General features: G+C 43.0%; 26 protein-coding genes. All 26 read right to left on the reverse strand.

All coding sequences use genetic code 11. The features are described from left to right. Nucleotides 1–67: 67 nt before the first annotated feature. Entirely contained in the window at nucleotides 68–850 is a 783-nt protein-coding gene (gene motD / locus H8K52_RS15120; protein WP_186923753.1) for a flagellar motor protein MotD, read from the reverse strand. Between the two features lie 16 nt (nucleotides 851–866). Beyond that, nucleotides 867–1,613 (reverse strand): flagellar motor protein, encoded by a 747-nt coding sequence (locus tag H8K52_RS15125; protein WP_186923754.1) that lies wholly within the window; start codon nucleotides 1,611–1,613, stop codon nucleotides 867–869. Next, complete coding sequence (locus tag H8K52_RS15130; RefSeq protein WP_186923755.1) at nucleotides 1,595–2,329, reverse strand: RNA polymerase sigma factor FliA; 735 nt, start codon at nucleotides 2,327–2,329, stop codon at nucleotides 1,595–1,597. The genes H8K52_RS15125 and H8K52_RS15130 overlap by 19 nt, the downstream gene beginning before the upstream one ends. A gap of 7 nt (nucleotides 2,330–2,336) precedes the next feature. Continuing rightward, a complete protein-coding gene (locus H8K52_RS15135) occupies nucleotides 2,337–3,179 on the reverse strand; it encodes a MinD/ParA family ATP-binding protein (RefSeq protein ID WP_186923756.1) in 843 nt (280 codons plus the stop codon). Next, a complete protein-coding gene (gene flhF / locus H8K52_RS15140; RefSeq protein ID WP_186923757.1) occupies nucleotides 3,172–4,428 on the reverse strand; it encodes a flagellar biosynthesis protein FlhF in 1,257 nt (418 codons plus the stop codon). Before flhF ends, H8K52_RS15135 begins: the two co-directional genes overlap by 8 nt. Next, entirely contained in the window at nucleotides 4,425–6,515 is a 2,091-nt protein-coding gene (flhA, locus tag H8K52_RS15145) for a flagellar biosynthesis protein FlhA (RefSeq protein WP_186923758.1), read from the reverse strand. Before flhA ends, flhF begins: the two co-directional genes overlap by 4 nt. Continuing rightward, the gene (flhB, locus tag H8K52_RS15150) at nucleotides 6,512–7,666 is read right to left on the reverse strand and encodes a flagellar biosynthesis protein FlhB (protein WP_186923759.1); all 1,155 of its coding nucleotides are present in this window, start codon (nucleotides 7,664–7,666) and stop codon (nucleotides 6,512–6,514) included. The genes flhA and flhB overlap by 4 nt, the downstream gene beginning before the upstream one ends. Nucleotides 7,667–7,892: 226 nt before the next feature. Next, a complete protein-coding gene (locus tag H8K52_RS15155) occupies nucleotides 7,893–9,110 on the reverse strand; it encodes an EAL and HDOD domain-containing protein (protein WP_186923760.1) in 1,218 nt (405 codons plus the stop codon). A gap of 91 nt (nucleotides 9,111–9,201) precedes the next feature. Then, nucleotides 9,202–9,339: a hypothetical protein gene (locus H8K52_RS21980; protein ID WP_186923761.1), complete on the reverse strand. Its 138-nt coding sequence runs from the start codon at nucleotides 9,337–9,339 to the stop codon at nucleotides 9,202–9,204. A gap of 366 nt (nucleotides 9,340–9,705) precedes the next feature. Next, nucleotides 9,706–10,101 carry a chemotaxis response regulator CheY gene (gene cheY / locus H8K52_RS15165; protein WP_186889376.1) on the reverse strand — a complete coding sequence of 132 codons (396 nt, stop codon included), beginning with the start codon at nucleotides 10,099–10,101 and terminating at the stop codon, nucleotides 9,706–9,708. 95 nt (nucleotides 10,102–10,196) lie between these two features. After that, nucleotides 10,197–11,273, reverse strand: a complete 1,077-nt coding sequence (locus H8K52_RS15170; RefSeq protein ID WP_186923762.1) for a protein-glutamate methylesterase/protein-glutamine glutaminase — start codon at nucleotides 11,271–11,273, stop codon at nucleotides 10,197–10,199. Nucleotides 11,274–11,345: 72 nt separating this feature from the next. Then, complete coding sequence (cheD, locus tag H8K52_RS15175) at nucleotides 11,346–11,954, reverse strand: chemoreceptor glutamine deamidase CheD (protein WP_186923763.1); 609 nt, start codon at nucleotides 11,952–11,954, stop codon at nucleotides 11,346–11,348. Between the two features lie 3 nt (nucleotides 11,955–11,957). Beyond that, nucleotides 11,958–12,845: a CheR family methyltransferase gene (locus H8K52_RS15180; RefSeq protein ID WP_186923764.1), complete on the reverse strand. Its 888-nt coding sequence runs from the start codon at nucleotides 12,843–12,845 to the stop codon at nucleotides 11,958–11,960. Nucleotides 12,846–12,894: 49 nt separating this feature from the next. Further along, the gene (locus H8K52_RS15185) at nucleotides 12,895–13,401 is read right to left on the reverse strand and encodes a chemotaxis protein CheW (protein ID WP_186923765.1); all 507 of its coding nucleotides are present in this window, start codon (nucleotides 13,399–13,401) and stop codon (nucleotides 12,895–12,897) included. A 37-nt stretch (nucleotides 13,402–13,438) separates the two neighbouring features. Next, the gene (gene cheA / locus H8K52_RS15190; RefSeq protein ID WP_186923766.1) at nucleotides 13,439–15,490 is read right to left on the reverse strand and encodes a chemotaxis protein CheA; all 2,052 of its coding nucleotides are present in this window, start codon (nucleotides 15,488–15,490) and stop codon (nucleotides 13,439–13,441) included. Between the two features lie 48 nt (nucleotides 15,491–15,538). Continuing rightward, nucleotides 15,539–15,904: a response regulator gene (locus H8K52_RS15195; protein WP_186923767.1), complete on the reverse strand. Its 366-nt coding sequence runs from the start codon at nucleotides 15,902–15,904 to the stop codon at nucleotides 15,539–15,541. A 48-nt stretch (nucleotides 15,905–15,952) separates the two neighbouring features. Next, nucleotides 15,953–16,501: a chemotaxis protein gene (locus H8K52_RS15200; RefSeq protein ID WP_186923768.1), complete on the reverse strand. Its 549-nt coding sequence runs from the start codon at nucleotides 16,499–16,501 to the stop codon at nucleotides 15,953–15,955. 60 nt (nucleotides 16,502–16,561) lie between these two features. Further along, nucleotides 16,562–17,476 carry a flagellar motor protein MotB gene (gene motB / locus H8K52_RS15205; protein WP_186923769.1) on the reverse strand — a complete coding sequence of 305 codons (915 nt, stop codon included), beginning with the start codon at nucleotides 17,474–17,476 and terminating at the stop codon, nucleotides 16,562–16,564. A gap of 16 nt (nucleotides 17,477–17,492) precedes the next feature. Continuing rightward, nucleotides 17,493–18,353 (reverse strand): flagellar motor stator protein MotA, encoded by an 861-nt coding sequence (gene motA, locus H8K52_RS15210; protein ID WP_186923770.1) that lies wholly within the window; start codon nucleotides 18,351–18,353, stop codon nucleotides 17,493–17,495. Between the two features lie 134 nt (nucleotides 18,354–18,487). Further along, nucleotides 18,488–18,904, reverse strand: coding sequence for a class I SAM-dependent methyltransferase (locus tag H8K52_RS15215; protein ID WP_186923771.1), 417 nt, complete (start codon nucleotides 18,902–18,904; stop codon nucleotides 18,488–18,490). Nucleotides 18,905–19,306: 402 nt separating this feature from the next. Beyond that, complete coding sequence (gene flhC / locus H8K52_RS15220) at nucleotides 19,307–19,858, reverse strand: flagellar transcriptional regulator FlhC (protein ID WP_186923824.1); 552 nt, start codon at nucleotides 19,856–19,858, stop codon at nucleotides 19,307–19,309. A 35-nt stretch (nucleotides 19,859–19,893) separates the two neighbouring features. Continuing rightward, nucleotides 19,894–20,211: a flagellar transcriptional regulator FlhD gene (flhD, locus tag H8K52_RS15225; protein ID WP_186923772.1), complete on the reverse strand. Its 318-nt coding sequence runs from the start codon at nucleotides 20,209–20,211 to the stop codon at nucleotides 19,894–19,896. A 556-nt stretch (nucleotides 20,212–20,767) separates the two neighbouring features. After that, the gene (gene dnaQ, locus H8K52_RS15230) at nucleotides 20,768–21,499 is read right to left on the reverse strand and encodes a DNA polymerase III subunit epsilon (protein WP_246464577.1); all 732 of its coding nucleotides are present in this window, start codon (nucleotides 21,497–21,499) and stop codon (nucleotides 20,768–20,770) included. Beyond that, entirely contained in the window at nucleotides 21,489–22,934 is a 1,446-nt protein-coding gene (gene tilS / locus H8K52_RS15235) for a tRNA lysidine(34) synthetase TilS (RefSeq protein WP_186923773.1), read from the reverse strand. Before tilS ends, dnaQ begins: the two co-directional genes overlap by 11 nt. Then, entirely contained in the window at nucleotides 22,931–23,905 is a 975-nt protein-coding gene (locus H8K52_RS15240; RefSeq protein WP_186889361.1) for an acetyl-CoA carboxylase carboxyltransferase subunit alpha, read from the reverse strand. Before H8K52_RS15240 ends, tilS begins: the two co-directional genes overlap by 4 nt. 55 nt (nucleotides 23,906–23,960) lie before the next feature. Beyond that, on the reverse strand, nucleotides 23,961–24,608 hold the full coding sequence (locus tag H8K52_RS15245) for a DNA-3-methyladenine glycosylase family protein (RefSeq protein WP_186923774.1): 648 nt from the start codon (nucleotides 24,606–24,608) through the stop codon (nucleotides 23,961–23,963). Nucleotides 24,609–24,724: the final 116 nt, after the last annotated feature.

Here is a 24,724-nt window from a genome sequence, read left to right on the forward strand (position 1 = left end):
CGATCACAGGTATTTTTCTATACTAAAATAATCATGTAGCATCTAGCTCAAACTTGAGCCAGTACGCTCAATTTGATTTAACACCAACCGCAACAGGTACATCGACCGGCATTTCTGGCAAAACAGAAAGTATAGTGATGGTCACGCGACGGTTTCTTGCCCGACCTTCAGCCGTCTCGTTAGGGCCAACCGGAAATTTGGGACCCTGCCCCACCGCCGTGATTCGATTTTCATCGACGCCATTCTCCATAAATAAACGTGCTACCGTACTTGCACGCGTTGCAGACAACTCCCAATTGGATGGAAAAGTCGAATTTTTAATTGGAAGATTATCGGTAAATCCCTCAACTTGAATGGCATGCGTATCGATTTTCAAAACCTCAGCAATCGCTTTGAGGGCTTGTATAGAATCGCCATTTAATTTTGCCTCCCCCTGTCCAAACAGTAAGCTAGCATTAATCTCGATGGAAACACCGCGGCTAGTTTGCGTAACCCGAACCTTTCCTTCCCGCACCAAAGGTTCGAGCACACTCATGATATCTCGAGCCACATGCGTCATTTTTTCACGCTCCTTTTTGAGTGGCTCGCTATTTTTTGGTTTGATAATCGGAAAAGTTTCGATGAGCGCCGTTTGTTGCTTTTTCAAATCTGGAATTTCACCACCAGGAACCATCGCAGTCCCAAAGGCGCCATTTAAGGCATTAGACAAGACACGATATTTTCCTTCATTCAAAGAGGAGATCGCATACATCACAACAAAAAAGGCAAACAATAGCGTCATGAAGTCGGCATAAGAGACTAGCCAACGTTCATGATTATCTGGTTCTTCCTGATATTTTTTGCGTGCCATAAGATCGTAAATCGGACTATGATTTATCTCGGTGATTGGAGAGGCGCTCTTCTACAATCCTTGGACTATCACCTTGCGCAATACTAAAAAATATATCGGCTAACATTTCTCGCCTAACGACTTCGGTCCCCACAATTTCCTTGAGTTTGTTCGCGACTGGCAGGAAAAACAGATTTGCCAAACCAACACCATAAATCGTCGCAACAAATGCAACTGCAATGCCGCCACCTAGCTTATTTGGATCCGTCAAGTTCTCCATCACATGGATTAAACCTAATACAGCGCCCAAAATACCAATGGTCGGCGAATATCCACCAGCAGCGTCCCAGATTTTAATGGCTTGTCGTTGTTCCATTTCATAAAAAGAAATATCAACATCTAAGACTTCTTTGATGCGCTCTGGGTCGATCCCGTCAATCACTAGCTTCAGGCCTTTTTCAATGAAAGGGTCTTTGGCGGTATTAATATAACGTTCTAAACTTAAAAAGCCTTCGCGCCTGGCAACGACACTCCAAACTAACGCCTCTTGCACGTTTTTACGGCTTTTGTCTTCCGGCATCATGACGATCCACTTCAGCATTTGGATACCTCGAATGAAGGTCGGCATACGACTTTGCAGTAATACAGCACCTATCGTACTCACGACAACAATCACAAATGCAGCGGGCTGCAATAAAGACGAGAGGTGGCCACCTTCAAGGATCTGACCCGAAAGTATACCGACAACAACAAGAACAATTCCTATTAAGCTAGCCCTGTCCACGCCCGCTCCCTCAAAGATGCACGTAACCTAGCGACAGCCTGGCTATGTAATTGTGATACACGAGATTCCGAAACCCCCATCACGGCCCCGATCTCCTTTAAATTTAATTCTTGCTCGTAGTACAAACCCATCAATAACTTTTCGCGTTCAGGCAGACTATTAATGGCGTGCACTACAGCGTCACGAAAATCTCCATGCAATAGATCTTGTAAGGGATCACCAGAGCGTTCGTCATTGCAAAAATGATCTAAAAAATGCTCTTTAGTATCCGCATCATGAAAATCTTCGTAATACAGCAATTGATGGCCACCGCTCTCCCCTAGGAGTTCCTGATAGTCAGCCAAAGTTAATTTGAGATGTTTAGCTAATTCGGTCTCCATCGGAGGACGACCTAGCTTCTGCTGCATTTCATTCATGGCGTTTTCAATCTTACGCATATTTTGGCGCACGCCACGCGGCAACCAATCACTACTGCGCAGTTCATCAAGCATGGCACCGCGTATTCTTTGTATTGCGTAGGTTTCAAACTGCGCGCCATGATTGTCTTCATAACGATTAACTGCATCGAGCAAACCGATCATCCCGGCCTGCACCAAATCGTCCACTTCAACACTGGGGGGTAATCTAGCTTTCAATTGATAAGCCAAACGCTTCACCAAAGGCGCATGCTCGGTGAGTATTGAGTTCTTATCTGACTTGCCACTTGCTGTGTACATAGATTATTTAATATTCAAATTGAACGCCTAGTGGTGACATGGCATCAAAACGCAAGCTTTGACTGGCACTCGTGACCAGTTTTTCGGCCATACGTACAAACGCATTAGCCGCTTTTGACAAAGGAAACGCATCGATCACGGTTCGTCCCGATTCTGTGGCGCGAGTCAAATGTACATCAGCTGGAACATACCCGACAAAATTTAATTCTACCGCCAAATAGCGTCGGGCTGTCATTGCTAAATTCGAGAAAACCCTTTGTGCCTGCTCAGCATCAACGCCAGATACAACAACGCCATAAGTCCGTCTGCCCAGGCGATTATTCAATCGCTTAATAAGTGAATATGCATTCGTAATCGTAGCCGGATCTGCCGATACTTGTATCAACATTTCACTGTCCTCAAATGAAGAGAGTATGAAGCCACCATCGTCATTTAGCTCACCATCCACCACCACTACATCTGAACGATTCACTGCTAAGTCAAAGACTTTCGATAACTCTCGATATCCAGCGGGTGGCAGCCCCAAATCATTCGACAAACCATGCGCGACTTTGGTAATGCATAAGCCTGGCGAAACGAGCTTTATCACCGCGTCCATTGTACGCTGTTGTCGTGCTACCTCCAACAATGTCTGATCTGATTTCAAATTTAGCCATGCACTCAAACTTGATGCACTCGACTTCGCATCGACCATCAGAGTATTTTTTCCTTGTCGTGCAAAACTGGCGGACAAATTAATCAGCATGCCGTTTCGATCCACATCTGGTAGCGCAGAAAGGAAGGTTAACACCCTTAATTTAGGCAACTCCAGCATACGACGCAAGCCTTCTGCCTGATCATAATTAGCCAAAGAGTTCCTCCGATTTTCCTGCCTCAGCCACTTGCGGTGTGCTCGACATTGTCGACATCAATAAAGGCAATTCATCGTTTTGAAATTTAAATGATGATGTCTCACGCTTCAACCTAAAAGCACGATCAACCAGATACTGCTTGTTCGCGATATGTAAATCTTCAGGCACGCGTTGTCCGCTAGCCACATAGTAAAGATTGAGTTTTTGTCTTATCACGATATCTAATGCTCCACCTATCGTCGCTGCTTCGTCGAGCTTTGTTAGAATACAACCAGAAAGCCCACTGCCCTGATATGCGCGAACCACCTCACTTAAGGTTTCACCCGTTGATGTCGCGTTCAAACACAATAATCGTTTTACATTCACACCAGAGCCCGATAACATCGCCACTTGCTGAGTGACCATCTTATCGCGTTGACTCACACCGACAGTGTCGATCAACACCGTATGTTTATTTTTCAGTTCGGCCAGAGCGATTTTCAAATCCGCTTCATCTTTCACCGAATGCACCATGACACCAAGAATTTTTCCGTAAATACGTAGTTGCTCATAGCCACCGATACGATAGCCATCGGTAGTAATCAAAGCCAACTTCGAAGGGCCGTGGCGCATGACACAGCGAGCTGCTAATTTTGCAGTCGTGGTGGTCTTTCCAACGCCTGTCGGTCCAACTAGAGCATACACACCACCCTGCTCCAAAATCTCGTTTTCATTACTGATCGAAGTCAAATTTCTCAACAAGATCGACTTGACCCAATCAAGTCCGGCTTCCACCCCTGCGCCCTCTGGCATTTTGTCAATTAATTGACGTGACAAACTAGCGCTCAAACCGGTGGCCAACATCTCTCGTAAAACATCTGCCTTATGGGGAGATTTTTGCTGTGTATTCATCCATGACATTTCTGACATTTTATTTTCGAGCATACCGCGCATCGAACGAATTTCATTCATCATCAAGGCTATCTCGGCCTGACTTGAGTTGACGTCGTCACGTGCAACAAGATCAATTGGTGATGCAGGCGTAACACTTGATTTTGCACGGGGATTAAATTGTGTGGTTAAACTAGTCTTTTGTACTAGATCAGCCTCTGGCGCAATATCAGTGAGAGCTTGATCATTCATAGCGAGAATCTCTACTTGCCCATCGACATTACGATTCGACAAAATGACTGCATTCTCACCCAGCATTAACCTCACTTTTTTTAAAGCTTCTCGTGAACTAGGTGCGATAAATTTTTTGACGTTCATATTTGCCCTCCAACTAGGCTAGTAACTCGTATAGTCTTATTCTCTGGTAGTTCTGCGTGCGATAACACTTTGACTTGCGGTAAAGTGCGCCTTAAGAAACGTGCCAGCAATGCGCGCAGCGGTCCTGGCACCAACAAGACTGGTGTCAATCCCAACTGTTGTTGATGTTGTGCTGCAACCTCTGTCTGCAATGCCAAGGTATCTGCCAAACCAGGTTCCATACTGGCGCCATCTGCACCATGTCCTTGTAAGGTCTGCATCAAGAGGCGTTCTAATTTATTGTCTAGTGTCATCACCGCCAACTCATTCCCATTTGGGAAAATTTGTTGAACGATCGCACGGCCCAAAGCAACTCTAACCTGTGCGGTTAACTCATTCGCATCTTGTGTTTGCGTTGCGAATTCAGTCAGTGTCTCGACGATAGTGCGCATGTCACGGATATGCACTCCTTCGACTAGTAGGTTCTGTAGCACTTTTTGAATGACGGACAAGGACAACAAGCGGGGCGTCAAATCTTCCACCAATTTCGGCGACTCTTTACCCACATGATCCAGCAACTGCTGTACTTCATGGCGTCCGAGTAATTCGGTCGCATTCGATGTAATTAGATGATTTAAATGCGTTGCAATTACGGTGCCCGCGTCAACTACGGTATATCCCATCGATTGTGCTTGCTCACGCATTGAAGCATCGATCCAAACCGCAGGTAACCCAAAAGCCGGATCGGTTGTAGGAATACCTGGCAATGTGCCGGAAACCATACCTGGATCAATCGCTAAGTACTGCCCCATGTTCGCATCACCACTACCAATTTCCACGCCTTTCAACGCAATACGATACGAGCTTGGCTTTAATTCCAAGTTATCGCGAATGTGCACTGGTGGGGATAGGAAACCAATATCCTGCGCAAATTTCTTTCGAATGCCTTTAATACGACGCAGTAGTTCGCCACCTTGATTTTTATCGACTAAAGGAATTAAGCGATATCCCACCTCTAGTCCCAAAGTATCCACCGGCAAAATATCTTGCCAAGTAGCCTCTTCCATCTCTGGCGCTGGGGGTACTGCGCTGGCAGCTGCAACCCCCTCCTGCGAGGGTGCAGTTTGGCTGCGTTTCTTAAGCATATAACCAGCGCCAGCCAAACTTCCGGCCAACAAAATAAACGCGACATGTGGCATGCCGGGAATCACACCCAAACCACCAATGATTGCTGCCGTGATGTACATGACCTCTGGCTTAGTAAACAATTGGTTAATGAATTGATTACCGATGTCCTCTTCGCTTGCAACACGAGAAACAACAATACCTGCTGCAGTGGAAATAATTAACGATGGAATTTGCGCGACTAAACCATCACCAATTGCCAACAAGGTATAAATTTTTGACGCTTCAGCAAATCCTAAATCATGCTGCACCATGCCGACAATTAAGCCACCGACGACATTGATGACTGTCACTAAAATACCAGCAACCGCATCACCTTTAACATATTTACTGGCACCATCCATCGCACCATAGAACTCTGCTTCTTGCGCCACTTCGGTACGGCGACGTCGTGCTTCTTCTTCCGCAATCAAGCCCGCGTTCAAATCGGCATCAATCGCCATTTGCTTACCTGGCATAGCATCCAAGGCGAAACGTGCGCCGACCTCGGCAATACGCCCAGCGCCTTTCGTCACCACTGAAAAGTTAATAATCGTAATGATGATAAACACCACGATTCCGACTGCATAATTCCCGCCAATCAAAAAATGTCCAAAAGCCTCAATTACCTTCCCCGCAGCATCAGGTCCAGTATGCCCCTCAGTCAACACCACGCGCGTAGACGCGACATTCAAAGACAAGCGCAGCATCGTACTTACCAACAGAACGGTAGGAAACACCATGAAATCCAACGGTTTCACTGTATAGAAACTAGTTAACAAAATGATGATGGCGAGGGCAATATTGAAACTGAAGAAAATATCTAATGCAAAACCTGGCAATGGCAGAATCATCATGGCCAACATCATGATAATCATGATAGGACCAGCAAGAGCTTTCCCGCCTTTTCCATTCAACCATGCTGGAAAAATAAATGAGTTCATGTTTGTGCTCCTGCGTCTTTAGATAGCGGATCAAGTCCCGTTGGAACTTGAATATGTTTAGGTTCTATCGGTGGAAGGCCACCACTCTTACGATAGGTGCGCAATTGAAAGACATAAGCAAGAATTTCCGCAACCGCGGCATATAGACCTTCTGGAATTTCATCCCCTAATTCAGTGTGTTTATACAAAGCACGTGCGAGTGGTGGCGCTTCTAGGATGGGAACATTATTCTCTTTCGCCAGCTCACGAATTTTTGCGGCGACCGCATCTGCACCTTTAGCCACCACACGCGGCGCACCATTGCTACCATCGGCATACTTCAAAGCGACAGAAAAATGCGTAGGATTTGTCACTACCACATCTGCAGTTGGCACTTCCGCCATCATCCTACGGCGCGCCATTTCACGTTGTTGCTGACGAATTTTAGCTTTAATCTGTGGATTACCATTGGCTTCCTTTGACTCTTGAACGACTTCCTGATGTGTCATTTTTAGTTTGTCCGCATATGCCCACATTTGATAAGGCGCATCAATCGCTGCAATCAAAACTAGTCCGCCAACGATCACCAAAAAACAAACGCCGAGCATATGTCCAAGATGGGCGCTGGCCTGATCTAATGGCTCATAAATTAAACCAAAAATCGCCTCTTTTTGGCGCGAAACGACCATCCAAGCGATCACACCAACCAAAATCGTTTTTAAGATCGCCTTCACTAATTCTACGCCAGCTCTTGAGGACACTAAATTACCAATACCAGCAAACGGATCAAGGCGAGAAAATTTTGGTTCCAAGGCTTTGAAGCTAAATAGCCAACCACCAATCAACAAAGGGGAACCCAGTGCAGCGATCAGAAAGAGACCCGCAATAGGAAGAAAAGCGAGCATGACATCGATCACGGAATCGAGCACCTGCATTACTAGAAAATTGGCATCAAACGCTGTATTGCGTTCGAAGGACAAGCCACGAGAGAAATTTTTTGCCAGATTATTGAACAAGGTTTCGCCGTAGAAGTACAAACCACCACCTGCAGCCAATAAAACGGTGCAAGTTGATAGCTCTTTGGAACGAGGAACATCGCCCTCCTCGCGCGCTTTTTCAAGTCGCTGGGGCGATGCCGGTTCGGTCCGTTCTAATCCGCTGTCGTCAGCCATTGTTCATCCAATTTCGATGGAAATATAATTTAATTTCCCTAGGACAAATTATTCACGAAATCAGGTCAAGGAGATCGGATGAATAGAATGGGATTCCACCCTCTTTTCCAAGAGAATAAGAGAGCGATTGAGAAGAAAACGATTGAAGACAAACTGCGCGCTAACGACTCAAACATCAGAGAAAAATCTGAGGATTGAATCGATAGGCAAAAACAGGGGGAATTACTTAGGCGGCTGCAGAAATATTTTTAGCCCAAACCAATGCAGATAAATGCGCCTTATTCACATCAATAGGAGACACTTTGAGCGTTTCTGCAATCGAAGACACTAACATGCTATTTAATTCACAGGCTTCAGCCAGTGCAAGATAAGGGCCATAAACGCCGCTTCTTGATACCAAGGCCTCTACCACAGGTTCAGGCAGCTGAATCGTTGACAAGACTTCTTCCATCGGAATTCCCAACAAGCGATCCAATAAAGAAAACATACCCGCAACAAATAAATTTTCCGCTTCACTCTTAGACATAAACGGCTGCCCAAGGATCTCAGCAAAGCGACCACGCACAATTGCCGTTTCTAAAAGCACTGGAGAATTACCACTCGTACTAGCGGTTGCCAACAACAAAGAGAGCCAACGATACAAGGGGCTATAGCCCAAAATGGTGACAGCATGCTTTAGTGACTGCACCTCAGTTCGCAAACCAAAGCCTGCAGAATTAATATATCTCAATAATTTATAGGCCAAAGCAGCATCACGTTTGACGACGGTTTCTAATTGTTGGATATCCGCATTTTTGCGGATCATTTCCATTAGCTGCAGAATCGTTGTTTGAGTCGTATTTAAGCCTTTTTGCGCAACATTTGGCCTCGGCGTCAAATGTAGTTTTCCAACAAAACTAGATAGCCCTAACGCGGCACACGCATCGAAATCTTGCCAACTTCCGACATTGCGGGCGACCATCTGCACATTGGATTGTTTTAGTGCAGCATACATTTTCGCTTGCGCCGCCAAGTTACTAGCGTCCAACTGCACTTCAAAGTGCGTAATCAATGAAAAGAACGAGCGTTCCAATGCAGAAATATCCGCATTTTTAAGGCAAATACCAAAGCCTAAAGCCCGCAGCTCTTTGATAGCTGAAAGCGCAACTTCATCACCGAAATAGCGCTTAGAAAAAATTAGGACAGTGTTTTTGGGGGACAGTTGACGTAAACCTTCGGCTTGTAATAAGCCTGGGACAGCTTCCAAAAAAATGAGGCTATCACCTAGCAAGAAACCTTTTTCATCGTCATTAAACTCATCTGCAACAAAAGACATTAACGAACTTAACGCAGCAGTATCAAGCTCAGCGGTCTTTGCATTATCTTGCCACGACAATTGAAAACCAATCACACGTTGTGAAGGGTCAAGCAATGGCTCCCGAACAATGAACTTTACATCACTCATAAATTTTAATTATTAAATTATTAGAAACTAAGGCTGCCTAACCGATCATCAACCTGCCCGCATAAGTGACAACGTCAAACTTGCCTCTGAGTTATTTGTGCCCCATTAGAAGGCCAACCATACGAGAACGCTCTACTTTGCCGGAAGAATACTCAATCAATAACTGAACAAATTGTTGTTCGACATTCTGAATCAGCTCAGTGATTTTTCTAACAATTTGCTTAGTCAATCCCTGAAAACATTACACAATCACAACATCAATCAAGTGTGCTTTCGTTTTACGAAAGTGATCAGTTGCTAAGACTGAGCAGTAAGGATCGCACATCAACATCCATTGCTTAGTGAAAAATCGCAGCAACGGTCGCATTTAATGCCCCACGTACCGCCTTCACTGACGCTCTCACAACGAAATCGAGTCGATCACGCGCATCCGAAACATCCTAAGTAGCACGCTCAAATAACTTATCCAATCCCAACCCGCGAAAGCTATCATGAAGCACTCTAGTGAAGTGACCTACACGTCTTTACAATTCGTCGTGTTGAGAATGAACGCCAAGATCGATTTCCACTTTCGCTCCGAAACTCTATCTCAGCGCTATGCAGGCTTGCCTAATTTTTCAAAGATTTTGGAAAGTTTTTCATCTAACGTTGCTGCGGTAAATGGTTTTACAACATAGCCATTTGCTCCCGCTTGCGCGGCTGCAATAATGTTTTCTTTCTTCGCTTCTGCCGTCACCATCAATACCGGCAATTTGGCTAAAGCTGGATCCGCGCGGATATGTTGCAACATAGTGAGGCCATCCATGTTGGGCATATTCCAATCTGAAATCACAAAATCAAAATCACCACTCTTTAACTTTGCCAAACCAAGCGCGCCGTCTTCCGCTTCATCGACGTTCGAATACCCAAGTTCCTTCAACAGATTACGTACGATACGACGCATCGTCGAAAAATCGTCAACTACTAAAAATTTGAGGTTTTGATCAGCCATAACTTACTCCATAAAATCACAAGGACCGTAGACCATATTATCGGTTATATAAACATCTTTGGGTACTTCTTTACATCCATAACTACATTTTTTACTTAAACCCTCAGTGCACGACTGCCATGCTGATCTAAATACTGCAAAACACGATGTGGCAGCTCATTTAATGGCGCGATATCATTGACGGCACCAACAGCAATTGCTTCCCTTGGCATGCCAAAGACCACACAACTCGCTTCATCTTGCGCAAAATTGTACGCCCCAGAATTCTTCATTTCTAACATTCCTTCGGCACCATCTTTTCCCATCCCAGTTAAAATAACACCGACAGCATTTTTACCGGCGTACTTGGCCGCGGAGCGAAACAAAACATCGACAGATGGACGATGTCGATTTACTGGCGCGTCGTCACTCAATTCAGTAACATAATTCGCACCACTACGAGCAAGCAACAGATGCGAATGACCAGGTGCAATATAGGCATGTCCTGGCAAAATACGCTCACCACCGACGGCTTCAGAAACCGAAATTTTACACAAACCGTCTAAACGCTTAGCAAACGACTTGGTGAACCCCTCTGGCATATGTTGCGTGATCAAAATACCCGGACAATCCGAAGGCATTTGACTTAGAAAATTTTTGATGGCCTCGGTTCCACCAGTTGAAGCACCGACAATGATTAACTTTTCACTACTAACTAATGGGTTCCTTACTGAGGGAAGCACTGCATGTGCCTGCGACGTTGCAGCACTTGTACTAACCGCTCTCGACCGAATTTTTGCTTTCGATGCTGCACGAATTTTGTCAGTGATGACTTGAGCATATTCCAACATGCCGCTTTGAATCGAAAGCTTGGGTTTAGTCACAAAGTCAACTGCCCCCAACTCTAATGCACGCATCGTAATTTCGGACCCACGTTCAGTTAAGGACGACACCATAATCACAGGCATTGGACGCAATCGCATTAACTTCTCTAAAAAATCGAGGCCGTCCATTTTTGGCATTTCAACATCTAAGGTCAGCACATCGGGATTACATTGTTTAATTAATTCCCTTGCAACCAAAGGATCAGGCGCCACGCCAACTACTTCCATATCGTTCTGTGAGCGAATGATTTCACTCAAGATACTTCGTATCAGCGCAGAATCATCGATGATCAATACTTTAATTTTCATTCTGCCCTCACGGTACGCAACTGTCTGGTTTCAGAATAACTCTGATGGCGCTAATTTCACGAATAAATTGGATCAAAATAAATCAATATCACCACCAACTGGCGCACTTTTCAATCGACTTGCATAATCGAGTTCACGTTTTTTCAAAGTATCGTTATGCTCAACTTTTAACTTTTTCACCAAAACTTTACCGGTCCTCGGAAAGAAGTACACTTTACGCGGATAAATATCATTTAAATCTTCCGCAATCACTCGCATTCTTTCCATCCGCAGATAGTCCAATACAAATTTCGCATTTCTTTCACCCACATTAATGGCAGTGAAACCACGCAATACATTACCACCACCAAAAACCTTCGCCTCCATATTTTCTCGGCGAGCTCCAGCTTTCAGCAATTCGTTAATCAATACTTCCATGGCGTAAGTTCCATAGCGCATCGAAGCCGACACCGGGTTTTCGGAGTTCTCACCACCATCAGGTAGCATAAAATGATTCATGCCACCGACACCGGAAACACGATCACGAATACAAGCTGATACGCACGATCCTAAAACCGTCACAATCAACATGTCTTTCCCGGTAAAATAAAATTCCCCAGGTAAAATCTTAGCCGCATCACAATCAAAAGTGCGATCATAATAAACGTTAGTGGCAAAGTGTTCTTCACTAAACTGACTCATGGATCACCCTTTATTTAAATCATAAGAATTCGACTTCTTACGTTTATCTTCTTGACTCGCCAACACATAAACCGTTTTGCCGCGCAATTTAAAATCATCAGAAACATATAAGAAATTCTCTGAATGACCTGCAAACAATAAACCATCGGACTTCAACAGCGGTACAAATTTCTTTAAGATGCTAGATTGAGTTGGCTTGTCAAAATAAATCATGACATTTCTGCAGAAAATTGCATCAAACTCACCACTTAAGCTCCAACGATCTTCCAACAAATTTAGTGACTCAAAACTAATTAGCTGTCTTAGCTCCGGCCTTACCAGAACAGTACCTTCATTTTTCCCTCTGCCTTTCAAAAAATACTTTCGAACAATATCGTTCGGCAATTTTTCGATTCTATCCGCGTTGTAAACACCTCGTGCCGCAACGCTAAGTACATTGGTATCAATGTCGGTCGCAATTATTTCTACATTGGGCTTAATAGTTCCCAATGCTTCACAAATACAAATCGCAATCGAATATGGCTCCTCTCCCGTCGAACTAGCGGAACACCAAACTCTTAAATGTCCGGATTTCTTCTTTACATGTTCAGCCAAAATCGGGAAATGGTGTTCTTCACGAAAAAATGAAGTTAAATTCGTCGTCAACGCATTCGTAAATGACTCCCATTCATTGCTATTAATCTCTCGTTCCAGCATATCTAGATAAATAGAAAACGAGTTTATTCCCGTGGCACGCAGTCTTCTCGCAAGCCTGCTGTACACCATTTCCTGCTTACTATCCGACAAAGAGATTCCAGCACGTTGATAAATCAAACTACGTACACGATCAAAATCGCGATTGTTGAATGTAAACTCTTTCTCACCGTCGGATCGATCTGCTGGCTTTGCCATTCGTTTTTTCCACTTCCCAAAAATTTCCTGCAATTCAGAGCAGTTATACTCAATCCGCGTGATCCATTAGACCCATCTCAGGACTAGACATCAATTTTTCGATATCAACCAATATCAACATACGCTCTTCTAATGTACCAAGGCCAATCAAGAAATCATTGTTAAATGTCGTATTCATCTCTGGAGCAGGACGAACCTGTGCAGGAAGCAGTGTCATCACGTCTGACACGCTATCGACCACCATACCAACCACTCGAGTACCAATATTGAGAATAATCACCACGGTCAATTGATCATAGGTCGGCGTACCTAAATTAAACTTAATACGCATATCAACAATTGGTACGATAATTCCGCGCAAGTTAATGACACCCTTTAAAAACTCGGGTGCATTGGCGATCCTGGTCACAGCCTCGTATCCACGAATTTCCTGAACCTTTAAAATATCAATCCCATACTCTTCATTTCCGAGAGTAAAAGCTAAGAACTCATGCGTAGTAAGGTCGCCATTCTCGGATTGTATTTTCTTACCTAAGCCATCTGAGTTTTGTATCATGATCAATTCCTCTTAAAACTTATTAATCTCAAAAAATTTAACGTACCGAGCGCAATATTGCTGCCACATCCAAAATAAAGGAAACACCGCCATCACCTAAAATTGTGGCGCCCGAAATGCCAGGAATCTTGCGATAGTTTGACTCGATATTTTTTACAACAACTTGTTGTTGACCTACCAGATCATCGACAAATAGAGCCGCTTTTTTTCCATCGACCTCGACAATGACGGTAATGCCATCAGCAGGATCTGTGTGTTTTGGAACTATATTGAAAGTTTCAAACAATGGTATTAAAGGAAGATATTCGTGACGAATTTTGATTACCCGCCCTTTGCCGTTAATTTCTTTAATATCTTCAATTTGAGGTTGTAAAGACTCTACAACAAAACCTAATGGCAATATATAAATCTCTTCACCAACTTTGATAGACATACCGTCCAAAATAGCCAAAGTTAAAGGCAAGGAAATTGTGATCGTGGTTCCAAAACCTTTCGCCGAACGAATATCAACGACACCGCCCATTTGCGTGATATTCCGTTTAACGACGTCCATACCGACGCCACGCCCAGAAACATCCGTCACAACTTCTGCAGTCGAAAATCCTGGCGCAAAAATCAACTGCCACACGTCTGAATCCGACATGGAATCAGAAACGGCAAGCCCACTTTGCTTTGCTTTTGCTAGAATTTTGTCACGATGCAATCCACCACCGTCATCACACACTTCAATTACGATATTTCCACCTTGATGCACAGCGGACAGTGACAACTTACCAGCTTCACTTTTTCCACTTTCTAAGCGGGTCGCTGGCATTTCGATTCCATGATCAATACTATTACGTACTAGGTGCGTCAAAGGGTCAACAATTCTTTCAATCAAGCCCTTATCTAACTCAGTTGAAGCACCATAAGTCACAAATTCGACTTTTTTGCCTAGTTTAGAAGCAAGATCTCTCACCATACGTGGAAATCTAGAAAAAACGTAATCCATAGGCATCATCCGTATGGACATCACCGCTTCTTGCAAATCTCGAGTATTGCGCGTGAGATGCGCAACGCTGCTCAGCAAACGCTCATTCGAAACCGGATCAAGATCCTGAGTACGCTGCGTCAACATAGCTTGGGTAATAACCAACTCACCTATAAGATTAATGATCTGGTCAACCTTTTCAATACCCACACGAATCGTCGTAGATTCCTGCGCACCATGACTCTTCTCAGATTCTTTTTTGTGATGATTCTTTGCTTGAATCGCAGCGAGCTCTTGCTGAGCGACTTTTTCTGCTTCTAATTTGGCTTTGTCAGAAGCATCTTGATTTTCTAAAGGTGGGAACATCGACTCTATCGGTTCAAAGAAACCGTAGCCCAACTCATCTTCAGTAAGTTGTTTTTCTACACCTATTGCTTGAGCTGACTGTTCACTCTGAATGCTCATTTTGTCGGCATCTACAATAAATGAACAGACAGCAAAAATATCGTCTTCCGTACCATTGGTATTGAGCAAAATAGAATCAAGACCTTGCTCAGTTTTTTCGCTTCGCGCAAGTCCTAAAAGACTCAATTCAGAAGTTAGGAGATCCAGATCTGCTACTTTTACATCATTAAAGCTCACTCTGAAACAGTGATGATATGTCTCATGCTCTTTTGAGGATAGGCTAATATGTGCCAGACTTAAAGCAGGAACCGCCTTGGGCGCAAGATCGTCCTGCACAAAGGACTGCAATAACATTCTCACGTCAGCAACAGCATCAAGATCAACCGCAGTCCCCAATCGATGTCCATCTAGCTGCATTTTAAGTATGTCTTTTGCAGCTAAAAACGCATCAACATGTTCTGCAGTTAAATGCATTTCACCTTTGCGAATCTTGTCCAGCAAATTTTCTAAAATATGCGTAACTTCCGTCATATCGGACAGACCGAAAGTCGATGCGCCGCCTTTGATTGAATGGGCAGCACGAAAAATCGCGTTCAAATCTTCAGGATCTGGAGATAAAATTTCAACGCCTAATAATAACTTCTCCATCTCGGCGAGAAGTTCTTCAGCCTCATCAAAAAAAACCTGGAAGAACTGACTCATGTCAATCGTCATTATCTCACCCCATTGTTCACACAAATATTTGGCAAATATCTCTTCGTATCAACCAATAACTTTCTTTACCACTTCAGTCAGCTTTTGTGGATCAAATGGTTTTACCAACCAACCATTGGCCCCTGCTGCTCGACCTTTTGCTTTCATATCGTCGCTAGATTCCGTCGTTAGCATCAAAATCGGAACCCGCTGATATGTTGGCAAAGCGCGCAACGACTTAATCAAAGTCAGGCCATCCATACGTGGCATATTTTGGTCAGTGAGTACTAAGTCGACGACTTGATTCTTGGCTTTTTCAAGTCCATCTTGACCATCGATGGCTTCGATTACTTGATATCCGGCAGCCTTCAAACTAAATGCCACCATTTGACGCAGAGATCCAGAATCGTCAACCGCTAAAATTGTTTTGGCCATCATCACTCCATTGAGAAAAATCGTGAAAACTCACACTTTAATTAGTACTTAAAACAATTCGATATCACCGCTGTTTAAATGTTGTTGATTTACTGTTTTACGCAACAAGCTCTTAAGCTCGATACTTTGCTGTTCGAGTTTGTCAGTGATTTCCGTCAATACCTGAGAAATTTCATCCATGCCACCATCACTAGGAATAACATTACCAACGACGTCCAAAGTCGAAAGCAGTTCACGCAATCCCGCGCTTCTCTGCACCGTCCTAGAAATTAATTGGCTTGTCAAATCTTGAAATTGCAGGCTAGTTACAGCACGATTGATATGCACCGCAATATCTGTTTGAATCTTCGCCAATTTATCAACATTATCTTTAGGAATTAAGCCAGTATTGACCAGCTCAAGTATTTGCGCTTCCTGAGAAGTAATTGAAGAGTGCAAATCTAAAAAATTTTCACCCAACTTCTCAATAGCTTCTGCCAACAGAATTGTGGTTTGAACCAGGTCCGTTTCCACCTCTAACAGATGCGCAACACCGTGGTCAGAAACCCCTGACAACAGTTGCTTAACTTGCGAGCCCAAGTTTTTTTTCTTCGACATCTTCAGCGTCCCATTCTGCAACATGATCGTTGCAATTTATGATGCGTTTAATGAGCCATTTCACTTTTTAGTTTCGAGTGGGACATCAATTTTACCTAAATCGACTTCCCCTCCATCTTGCGATGCTGAAATTTCAGCCTTTTTATTCATCACAATAATGCTAATGCGTCGATTAATTGGATTTAGTGGATCTTCCTTATCAAACAAAACAGACGATGACAGGCCAACGATACGTAGTACTTTCGTTTCATCCATGCCGCCGTAAATTAATTCACGACGAGAAGCATTGGCACGATCAGCTGACAATTCCCAATTGCTGTAACCCTTTTCACCACTGCCATACGGCGCTGCATCGGTATGACCAGAGAGACTGATTCTGTTAGGAACCTCATTCAATGCAAGCCCAATCTCACGAAGAATTTCTCTGGTATAAGGTTGAAGTTCCGCCTTAGCAGAGGCGAACATAGGACGATTTTTTTCATCGACCATCTGTATGCGTAATCCTTCAGAAGTAAGATCAAGTAACAATTGTTTTTTGAATTGCTTCAGTATTGGATTTGATTCTATCGCCGCCTCAATTTTACTCTTCAGACCTTTCAGCCGTTCCGCATCAATTTTCGCCAGAGCGGCTTCAGCAGCCTGCAAGTTGTATGTTTTCTTTGCGGCTTCGATATCGCCTTTTTTTGTTTGGCCATCTTTTAGTGACAGATCTTTTCCGCCGCCTTTGATCACGCTTGAACTATCACCACTGCCATCACCACCAGACATTGCAACCTTGAGTGGCGTTTGAAAATATTCGGCGATCCCTTGTAAATTACCTTTCGCTGTTGACCCCAATAACCACATCAACAAGAAAAAAGCCATCATCGCGGTAACAAAGTCGGCATAAGCAATTTTCCAAGCGCCACCATGATGACCACCTGCAACCTTCTTGATTCGCTTTACGATAATCGGACGTAATTCTTCGTTTGCCATATCTATTCGCTAGCTATTACTTTGATTTTGACTGCTTAATGTGTTCTTCCAACTCGGAAAACGTTGGTCGCTCAGTGGAGTAAAGTACCTTGCGTCCAAATTCAACCGAAAGTGCTGGAGCGTAGCCATTCAAACTCGCCAAAAGTGTGACCTTCACACATTGAAAAGCTTTCGAGGACTCCTCCAATTTTTGCTCCATTAAGCTGGCGATCGGTGCTACAAAACCATACGCCAATAGAATACCTAAAAATGTCCCAACTAGCGCCTTAGCAATTAAAATCCCTAATTCAGCAGGCGGAATACCAACCGACTCCATTGTATGTACAACACCCATCACCGCAGCAACAATCCCGAAAGCCGGCAAACCATCACCAAGTTTCGCCATAAAATGTGCAGGCATCGCGCCTTCATGGTGATGCGTTTCCAACTCATTATCCATTAGATTCTCAATTTGAAACGCGTCCATATTTCCAGACACCATTAATCGTAGATAATCACTCAAAAACTCCATTAAATGATGATCTGACACGACCAACGAATACTTACTAAACAATGGACTGTCTTCCGGCTTCTCAATATCCCCTTCAATCGACATCAACCCCTCTTTTCGAATTTTTGTCAAAACGTCAAAAAGCATCGTCATGAGCTCCATATACATCGCCTTGTTGTAACTAGAACCCTTGAAAATTCCCGGCAATGCCTTCAATGATGCTTTTAATGTTTTCGAATTATTTCCAACTAGAGATGCTCCAACAGCAGCGCCACCAATCATCAAGAGTTCAATCGGCTGAAATAGAATAGCCATGTGTCCACCGGCTAAAACAAAACCACCGAATACGGAACCACAAACAACGATATAACCCACAATCACTAACACGAGTTAAACTCCTTAAACAGGTTGATCCAGAATTGACATGGTTTTCGAGCTACGACTTAAGAATACCAGCGATCACATAACATTAGGCAACATTTTCCAAAATATTGCCCAAAAAATATATTTTTGTTGTTTCATTATATCCGCCATCCATACAAATACCTTCCATCGCTTTCGATTTGCAAAGAAAAATCAGGATCGACAAAGGGAACAATGAACTCATAACTCAAAAAAATAGAACCTGGCGCCATTTCGGATTCAACTTTCGCCCAAATCGACGGCATTGCGGCCGGTGAGAGGTAACAAAAAATAACATCAAAGTCTGAAAAGTCTAAATCATAAAAATCACCAAATTCAAAACTGACACTTGACTTCAATAGACGCCCCCTGAGATGACTTAGCAACCATGGAAGGGGCGCAATCTCAATTCCAAAAAAACTTGCATCCTTTCGGCTATCAGCGAGCTTAATCAACAAGCCACCCAAGCCACTACCGACATCGATAAATCTTGGGCTCTTCATTCCCTCCATCAATTCCAAGATAGGTATCAGCAACGCTGACCGCGATGGATAATATGGAACCTGCGTTCGATATGTCGACCAAAACAACATAGTGAACATCAGCAATATGGAGAAGTAGATGTACGGCGGGATCGTGAATGCCGACAAAAAATAGGCAAACAATGGAAAGAGAAACTGAATCGGCACCCACCACCAGTCAAATCTCAATAAAAATGCCGCGAGGGCGGCACACAAGGCATGGCAAATAAGGAGGTGTAAAACAGAGAAAGAGATTTGAAGTGTTGAAGATAAAAAACTTAACAGTACAAAAATCAAAAAAAATGAACTTAACTGCAAAAATAGCGCCTTGACAGCAACCAATGATTTCAAAGCTTTTACCTCCAAGATATATTTCTGAAAATCATAGCATCAGAAACCAGGAGGAAATCAAAAAAACTAATTTAATACGCGCTCGGCCTCCGCCGCACGATGTTTTTTTGTTTTACCAGCACGAGAAGGTACGTGACACAAACCACATGCATAGTGATCATGCAAGTCCAAGGTATGCCCGACAAATTGGCCGCCACATTGTTTACATTTAACAAACGACAACATATTGCCTTCAAAAAAACGCACCAGAGTCCATGCCCTAGTTAAAGATAGGACAGGCTCATCACCTTCTGGAGTTGGCAACTGCTCTTGATAGAGTTTATAAGCCTTCACAACCGCATGAATGCCATCAACTCCAGCATGATCACGCAGATATTTAAATATATTCATAAATAAAGAAGAATGAATATTTGGTTGCCAGGTAACAAACCAGTCGGTAGAAAATGGCAACATCCCTTTTGGTGGAGAAACCCCTTTGAGCTCTTTGTAAATTTTTAACAGGCGCTCTCTAGATAATGAGGTTTCAGACTCAAGTAACTGTAGGCGCGCGCCCAAATTCACCAAATCAACCGCTAATTGAATTTCATTAGCTTCATTTACGATACTCTTCGTAGCCATATTCCACCCCCGACTAAAATCTGATAACAAAACAATCAAGCAATTTCTTCGACTTTTTGGCCCGCCATTAAAATCGCGGCGTGCGAATGGGCGAGGCTTCGTTCTTTATTGTAATTTGTCAGCATGCAAAGAATTGAACTATCTTCAAAGCGGAAACGTGCAAGCATCATGTTAGAACCGGCCAACTTTAAGATCTGAGCATTATTCATACCTTCGATTAAATCAGCGATTTCTTTACTGATACCCAGACGAAAGATCGCGGTCGCCTTATCGGCGCGGATCATTTGTTGAGCCAACATAAGATAACTTAAGTTTGCGTCGCGAATTTCAGCCATCATATCATTTGGTGTCATTTTAGCACTCCCACTTATTTGCCCTAGCGAAATGTGTTGCCAGTGAGACAGATTGTGGTACCTGACGAAAAATGGGTGTATCAGCAGAACAATGGAATTTACTGAAGAAAAACAAGAAAAATCCAATAGGAATTCATCCTACATTGGATTATTTAGAACAAATCACTTTTTTATGAAGTGATTTTTAATTGACGTCTAGATTTAACAAAATGAAGCACTTAAAAATTAAATCTAATGAAAACAAGACCTTACAAAATAAAATCAATACGTAAACTTTACCTACAACATATTAACGGCAAGCTTTAGAAAAACTTTAGGCCAAACTCAAAATATTTTTAAGACTTTTTTCTTACTCCTGCTTTTCTTATTAACGGCAAAAAAAATCGCCACTTTAGGGTGGCGATGAAATTTATTTCAATTATTTCTGTTGGTTTTCTGTCGAAACTTTCAAATAAACAAAAATATTTCTCAACGAAAATTAAATTCAGATAAAACACCTTACTTAAAAACTATTGTACGAACGCCCATGAATCAAGTTATATAAATCATGCCAACATTAATTTTCATTATTTATACCAAGTTGCCAGATACATGCTCCTTGGGAGGCTTTACCTATATCTTGCAGCAGCGCCCCATGTTCACTTTGCTCATGGGGATCAGCATATTGAACCAAAACATCACGATCCGTCTCATCTAGTTCTATCGTTTCTACAATAACGATACTTGGCTCTTCATTGATCTCGATACTAAAACTGTTTTGCCCTCGCGACATAGCCAAGAAAACATCTGCCAACAATTCAGCATCAAGTAAGGCTCCATGCAACTTGCGATGTGAATTTGACACTTCGTAACGATCGCAAAGTGCATCCAGAGAATTGCGTTTACCGGGATGCAATTCTTTGGCCTGGACCAAAGTATCAATAACGCCATCTACGTAAACCTCGAGCTTCGATAAACCTAAGCGCTCAAACTCCGCATTCAAAAAACCCATATCAAACGGAGCATTGTGAATAACTAACTCAGCGCCACGAACAAACTCTAAAAACTCATCAACTATTTGAGGGAATGTGGGCTTATCACTCAAAAACTCTGTGGTTAATCCATGAACTGCTAATGCGCCTTCTTCAGAATCGCGCTCAGGATTGATATATCGATGAAAATTATTTCCAGTAAGTTTACGATTAGATAGTTCAACGCAACCAATTTCAATCACCCTATTACCCAACCGAGGATTTAAGCCAGTTGTTTCTGTATCAAGAACAATTTGCCTTTTCATTTTAAAACCCATCTTTCAAATTAACTTTATTTGCACAATGATCAGGTTCCCAAATCAATTGTAATTTCACTCTGTTCATGTCCGAATTAATCATGTTCTCCGACAAAAATGCGGCGTCAATACCAAGCAATCCGACAAAAAATAACTGCTCCTCAATATATATATATGGCAATTTCTCACGTTGCCAAAATGGGATACGCTGACTTTGAAAGTGGCTTTTCAAATCCCGAGATGGACGATTTTTCGCTAATCTTAAACGCGCCCCCTGCTGACGCTGACGCACCGTCATCACTGATTGTTTGAGTAAATCCTCATCAATGCCAACCGCACTTTCTTGAAATATGAGCGTTCCCCTTAGCTCTGGAAAATATTTCATATGCTCTCCATTCCAAGTAAAACTGATTTCCCCATGGTGCAGACTCACATCAGGATGCTCTTCCAAATAGATTTTATGATCATGACGACAAATCGAAAAATTGCCATGTCGAATGGCGACACGAGCGTCATTACGTGCATTTAGAAGCTGAAACTGAATTTCCGTAATTTTCGAGGTTGATGGGAGTTGTACTCGATTGATGGTTAACCAATGTCGAAACACATTTGTAAAACGATCTTGTGTAAGTTCACGAAGAAAACCCAAATTCAACGTATTATCTTGCTCACATTCCCGTAAATCACTAATCGCAACTTCATCCAAAAGACCTTGTGCGGCACGTACATGGCTGGATGTACGTAATAACCGTTCTGAAAAACCAGGATAAAATTCTTCTATCTTTGGCATTAATAGGTGACGAACTGCATTACGTGTGAAACAAATATCAAAATTTGATTCGTCATCGACATTTGACAATTTATTTGCATTGGCATAACTTTGAATCGTATTTTTGGATTCAAATAACAATGGACGCGCTAGTAAAATATGAGGAGAACCCAATAAATCAGGCGCAAAATTGTATTCATCCATACCAGCAAGTCCACGCAAGCCTGTACCACGAAATAACTGCATCAGCATTGTTTCGGCTTGATCATCAAGGTGATGTCCAGTCAGCAGAAAGTTGACTTGATCGCGTTGACACATTCGGCCCAAAGCTAGATAACGTTCGCTTCTGGCGACAGCTTCAATGCCTTGTCCTTGATTCTCAAGTACAACTTGCTCGGCTCTAAACGGTATTTTCAAAGAATCACAAATGGCGCGACAATGCTCCAACCACCGAGCTGCATTAGGACTCAATCCATGGTTGACATGGTAAGCGAAAAGAGGAACTTGCTCCCGCTTGGCAAAAAGAGTGGATAAAACCAAGAGGACAGTGGAATCAAGACCACCACTGTAGGCAATCGCGATCCCCGATTGCCTACAATTAAGAGCTTGAGATTGAATAATGCTAGAGAGTTTAGCAAAAAAACTTTGTTCTAATTCCTTGACACTATGACAGAGCAGATCGCTCATTCAGAAACTCGGGTTTCCTTAAATTTACCGTAGCTCATCAATTTCTCATGGCGATTCGCAAGCAATTCTTTTGTTTTCATGCCTTGGAACTGACGTAATGTATCTGCCAAGGCACGCTTAACTAAAGCACACATTTGCTTTGGATCCCGATGCGCCCCGCCAAGTGGCTCATTAATAATTTTATCGATCAAACCCATGGCTTTCAAACGATTGGCGGTCAAACCCAACGCTTCCGCTGCATCCGAAGCACGTTCCGAAGTCTTCCACAAGATCGAAGCACACCCTTCAGGTGAAATGACCGAATACGTTGCGTATTGCAGCATTAGCACCGCGTCACCTACAGCGAGTGCTAATGCGCCACCAGAACCACCCTCTCCTATAATGGTTGCAATCAATGGCACTTTCAACTCAGCCATCACATAAAGGTTATGTCCAATCGCTTCAGATTGTCCGCGTTCTTCGGCGTCAATGCCAGGCCATGCACCGGTCGTATCAACAAAGGTAAAAACTGGAATATCAAATTTCTCAGCTAACTTCATCAAGCGCATCGCTTTACGGTAGCCTTCTGGTTTCGGCATACCAAAATTACGCATAGCACGTTCTTTCGTGTCGCGTCCTTTTTGATGGCCAATTACCATACACGCTTGGCCATTAAAACGAGCTAAACCACCGACAATCGCTAAATCATCAGCAAATGCCCGATCACCATGCAACTCATGGAAATCAGTAAAAATTTGAGAGATATAGTCCAAAGTGTATGGACGTTGCGGATGGCGCGAAATTTGTGATACCTGCCATGGCGTCAACTTCGCATAGATGTCCTTTGTCAGCATCTGACTCTTTTGTGAGAGACGATCAATTTCCTCTGAGATATCTACCGCCGAATCATCCTGCACAAAACGTAATTCTTCAATTTTTGTTTCTAGTTCAGCAATTGATTGCTCAAATCCCAGAAATGTCGTTTTAGTCATCGTGCCTCCTTAAAAATTCCACACGAGTTAAAGAAATAAGCTTGATCGAGTCAAGTTAAGCTATTTTTTCGTCCAAGCTACGCCACATATACCATGTAGCCACAGTTCGCCAAGGCTCCCAATTGGCAGCAACTTCGCGAATATCGATACGTGAAACTGGTTCCCCAGAAAAATAATTCTTACTAATCCCGCTAACTAGGCCAGCATCATCTAACGGCAAGATATTAGGACGCAGCAAATTAAAAATCAAAAACATCTCAGCAGTCCATCGGCTAATTCCACGAATCTGAATTAACTCAGCAATCACCGCTTCATCTGTCATATCGGCCCAATTGTCGACATGCACACTACCATCTTTAAAATGCCCAGCTAGGTCAAGGATATAGTCAGTTTTACGTTTAGACAAGCCACAAGACAACAGCCGATCCTTACCTGCGGCCAACACTTCATTCGGTGTTGGCTTCGGACAAACACCCAAAAATTTTTCCCATAAAACATTTGCAGAAACACCAGAAATTTGCTGCGCGATAATTGATCTCGTCAAAGTCGTGAATGGATCATCACGCCCAAGCAAATACAAATCACCGAACTGCGGAATTAGTTTTCGTAAAATACGATCACGCTTCATTAACTCTGACTTCGCGTTCTCCCAATATTCTGGAACGTGCAACAGTTCATTACGGACACCACTATTTTTATTCATTTATTATCTTCCGTAATACAAAAGAGAGCCATGCAACACATCATCAAAGCCTGACTTGAGCAACTTTAGTCGCTGGAACGATTAAAGAAAACCGTTAATTTTACATGATAATGATG

Source organism: Affinundibacterium seohonense, assembly GCF_014284305.1.
GTDB lineage: Bacteria > Pseudomonadota > Gammaproteobacteria > Burkholderiales > Burkholderiaceae_D > Undibacterium > Undibacterium seohonense.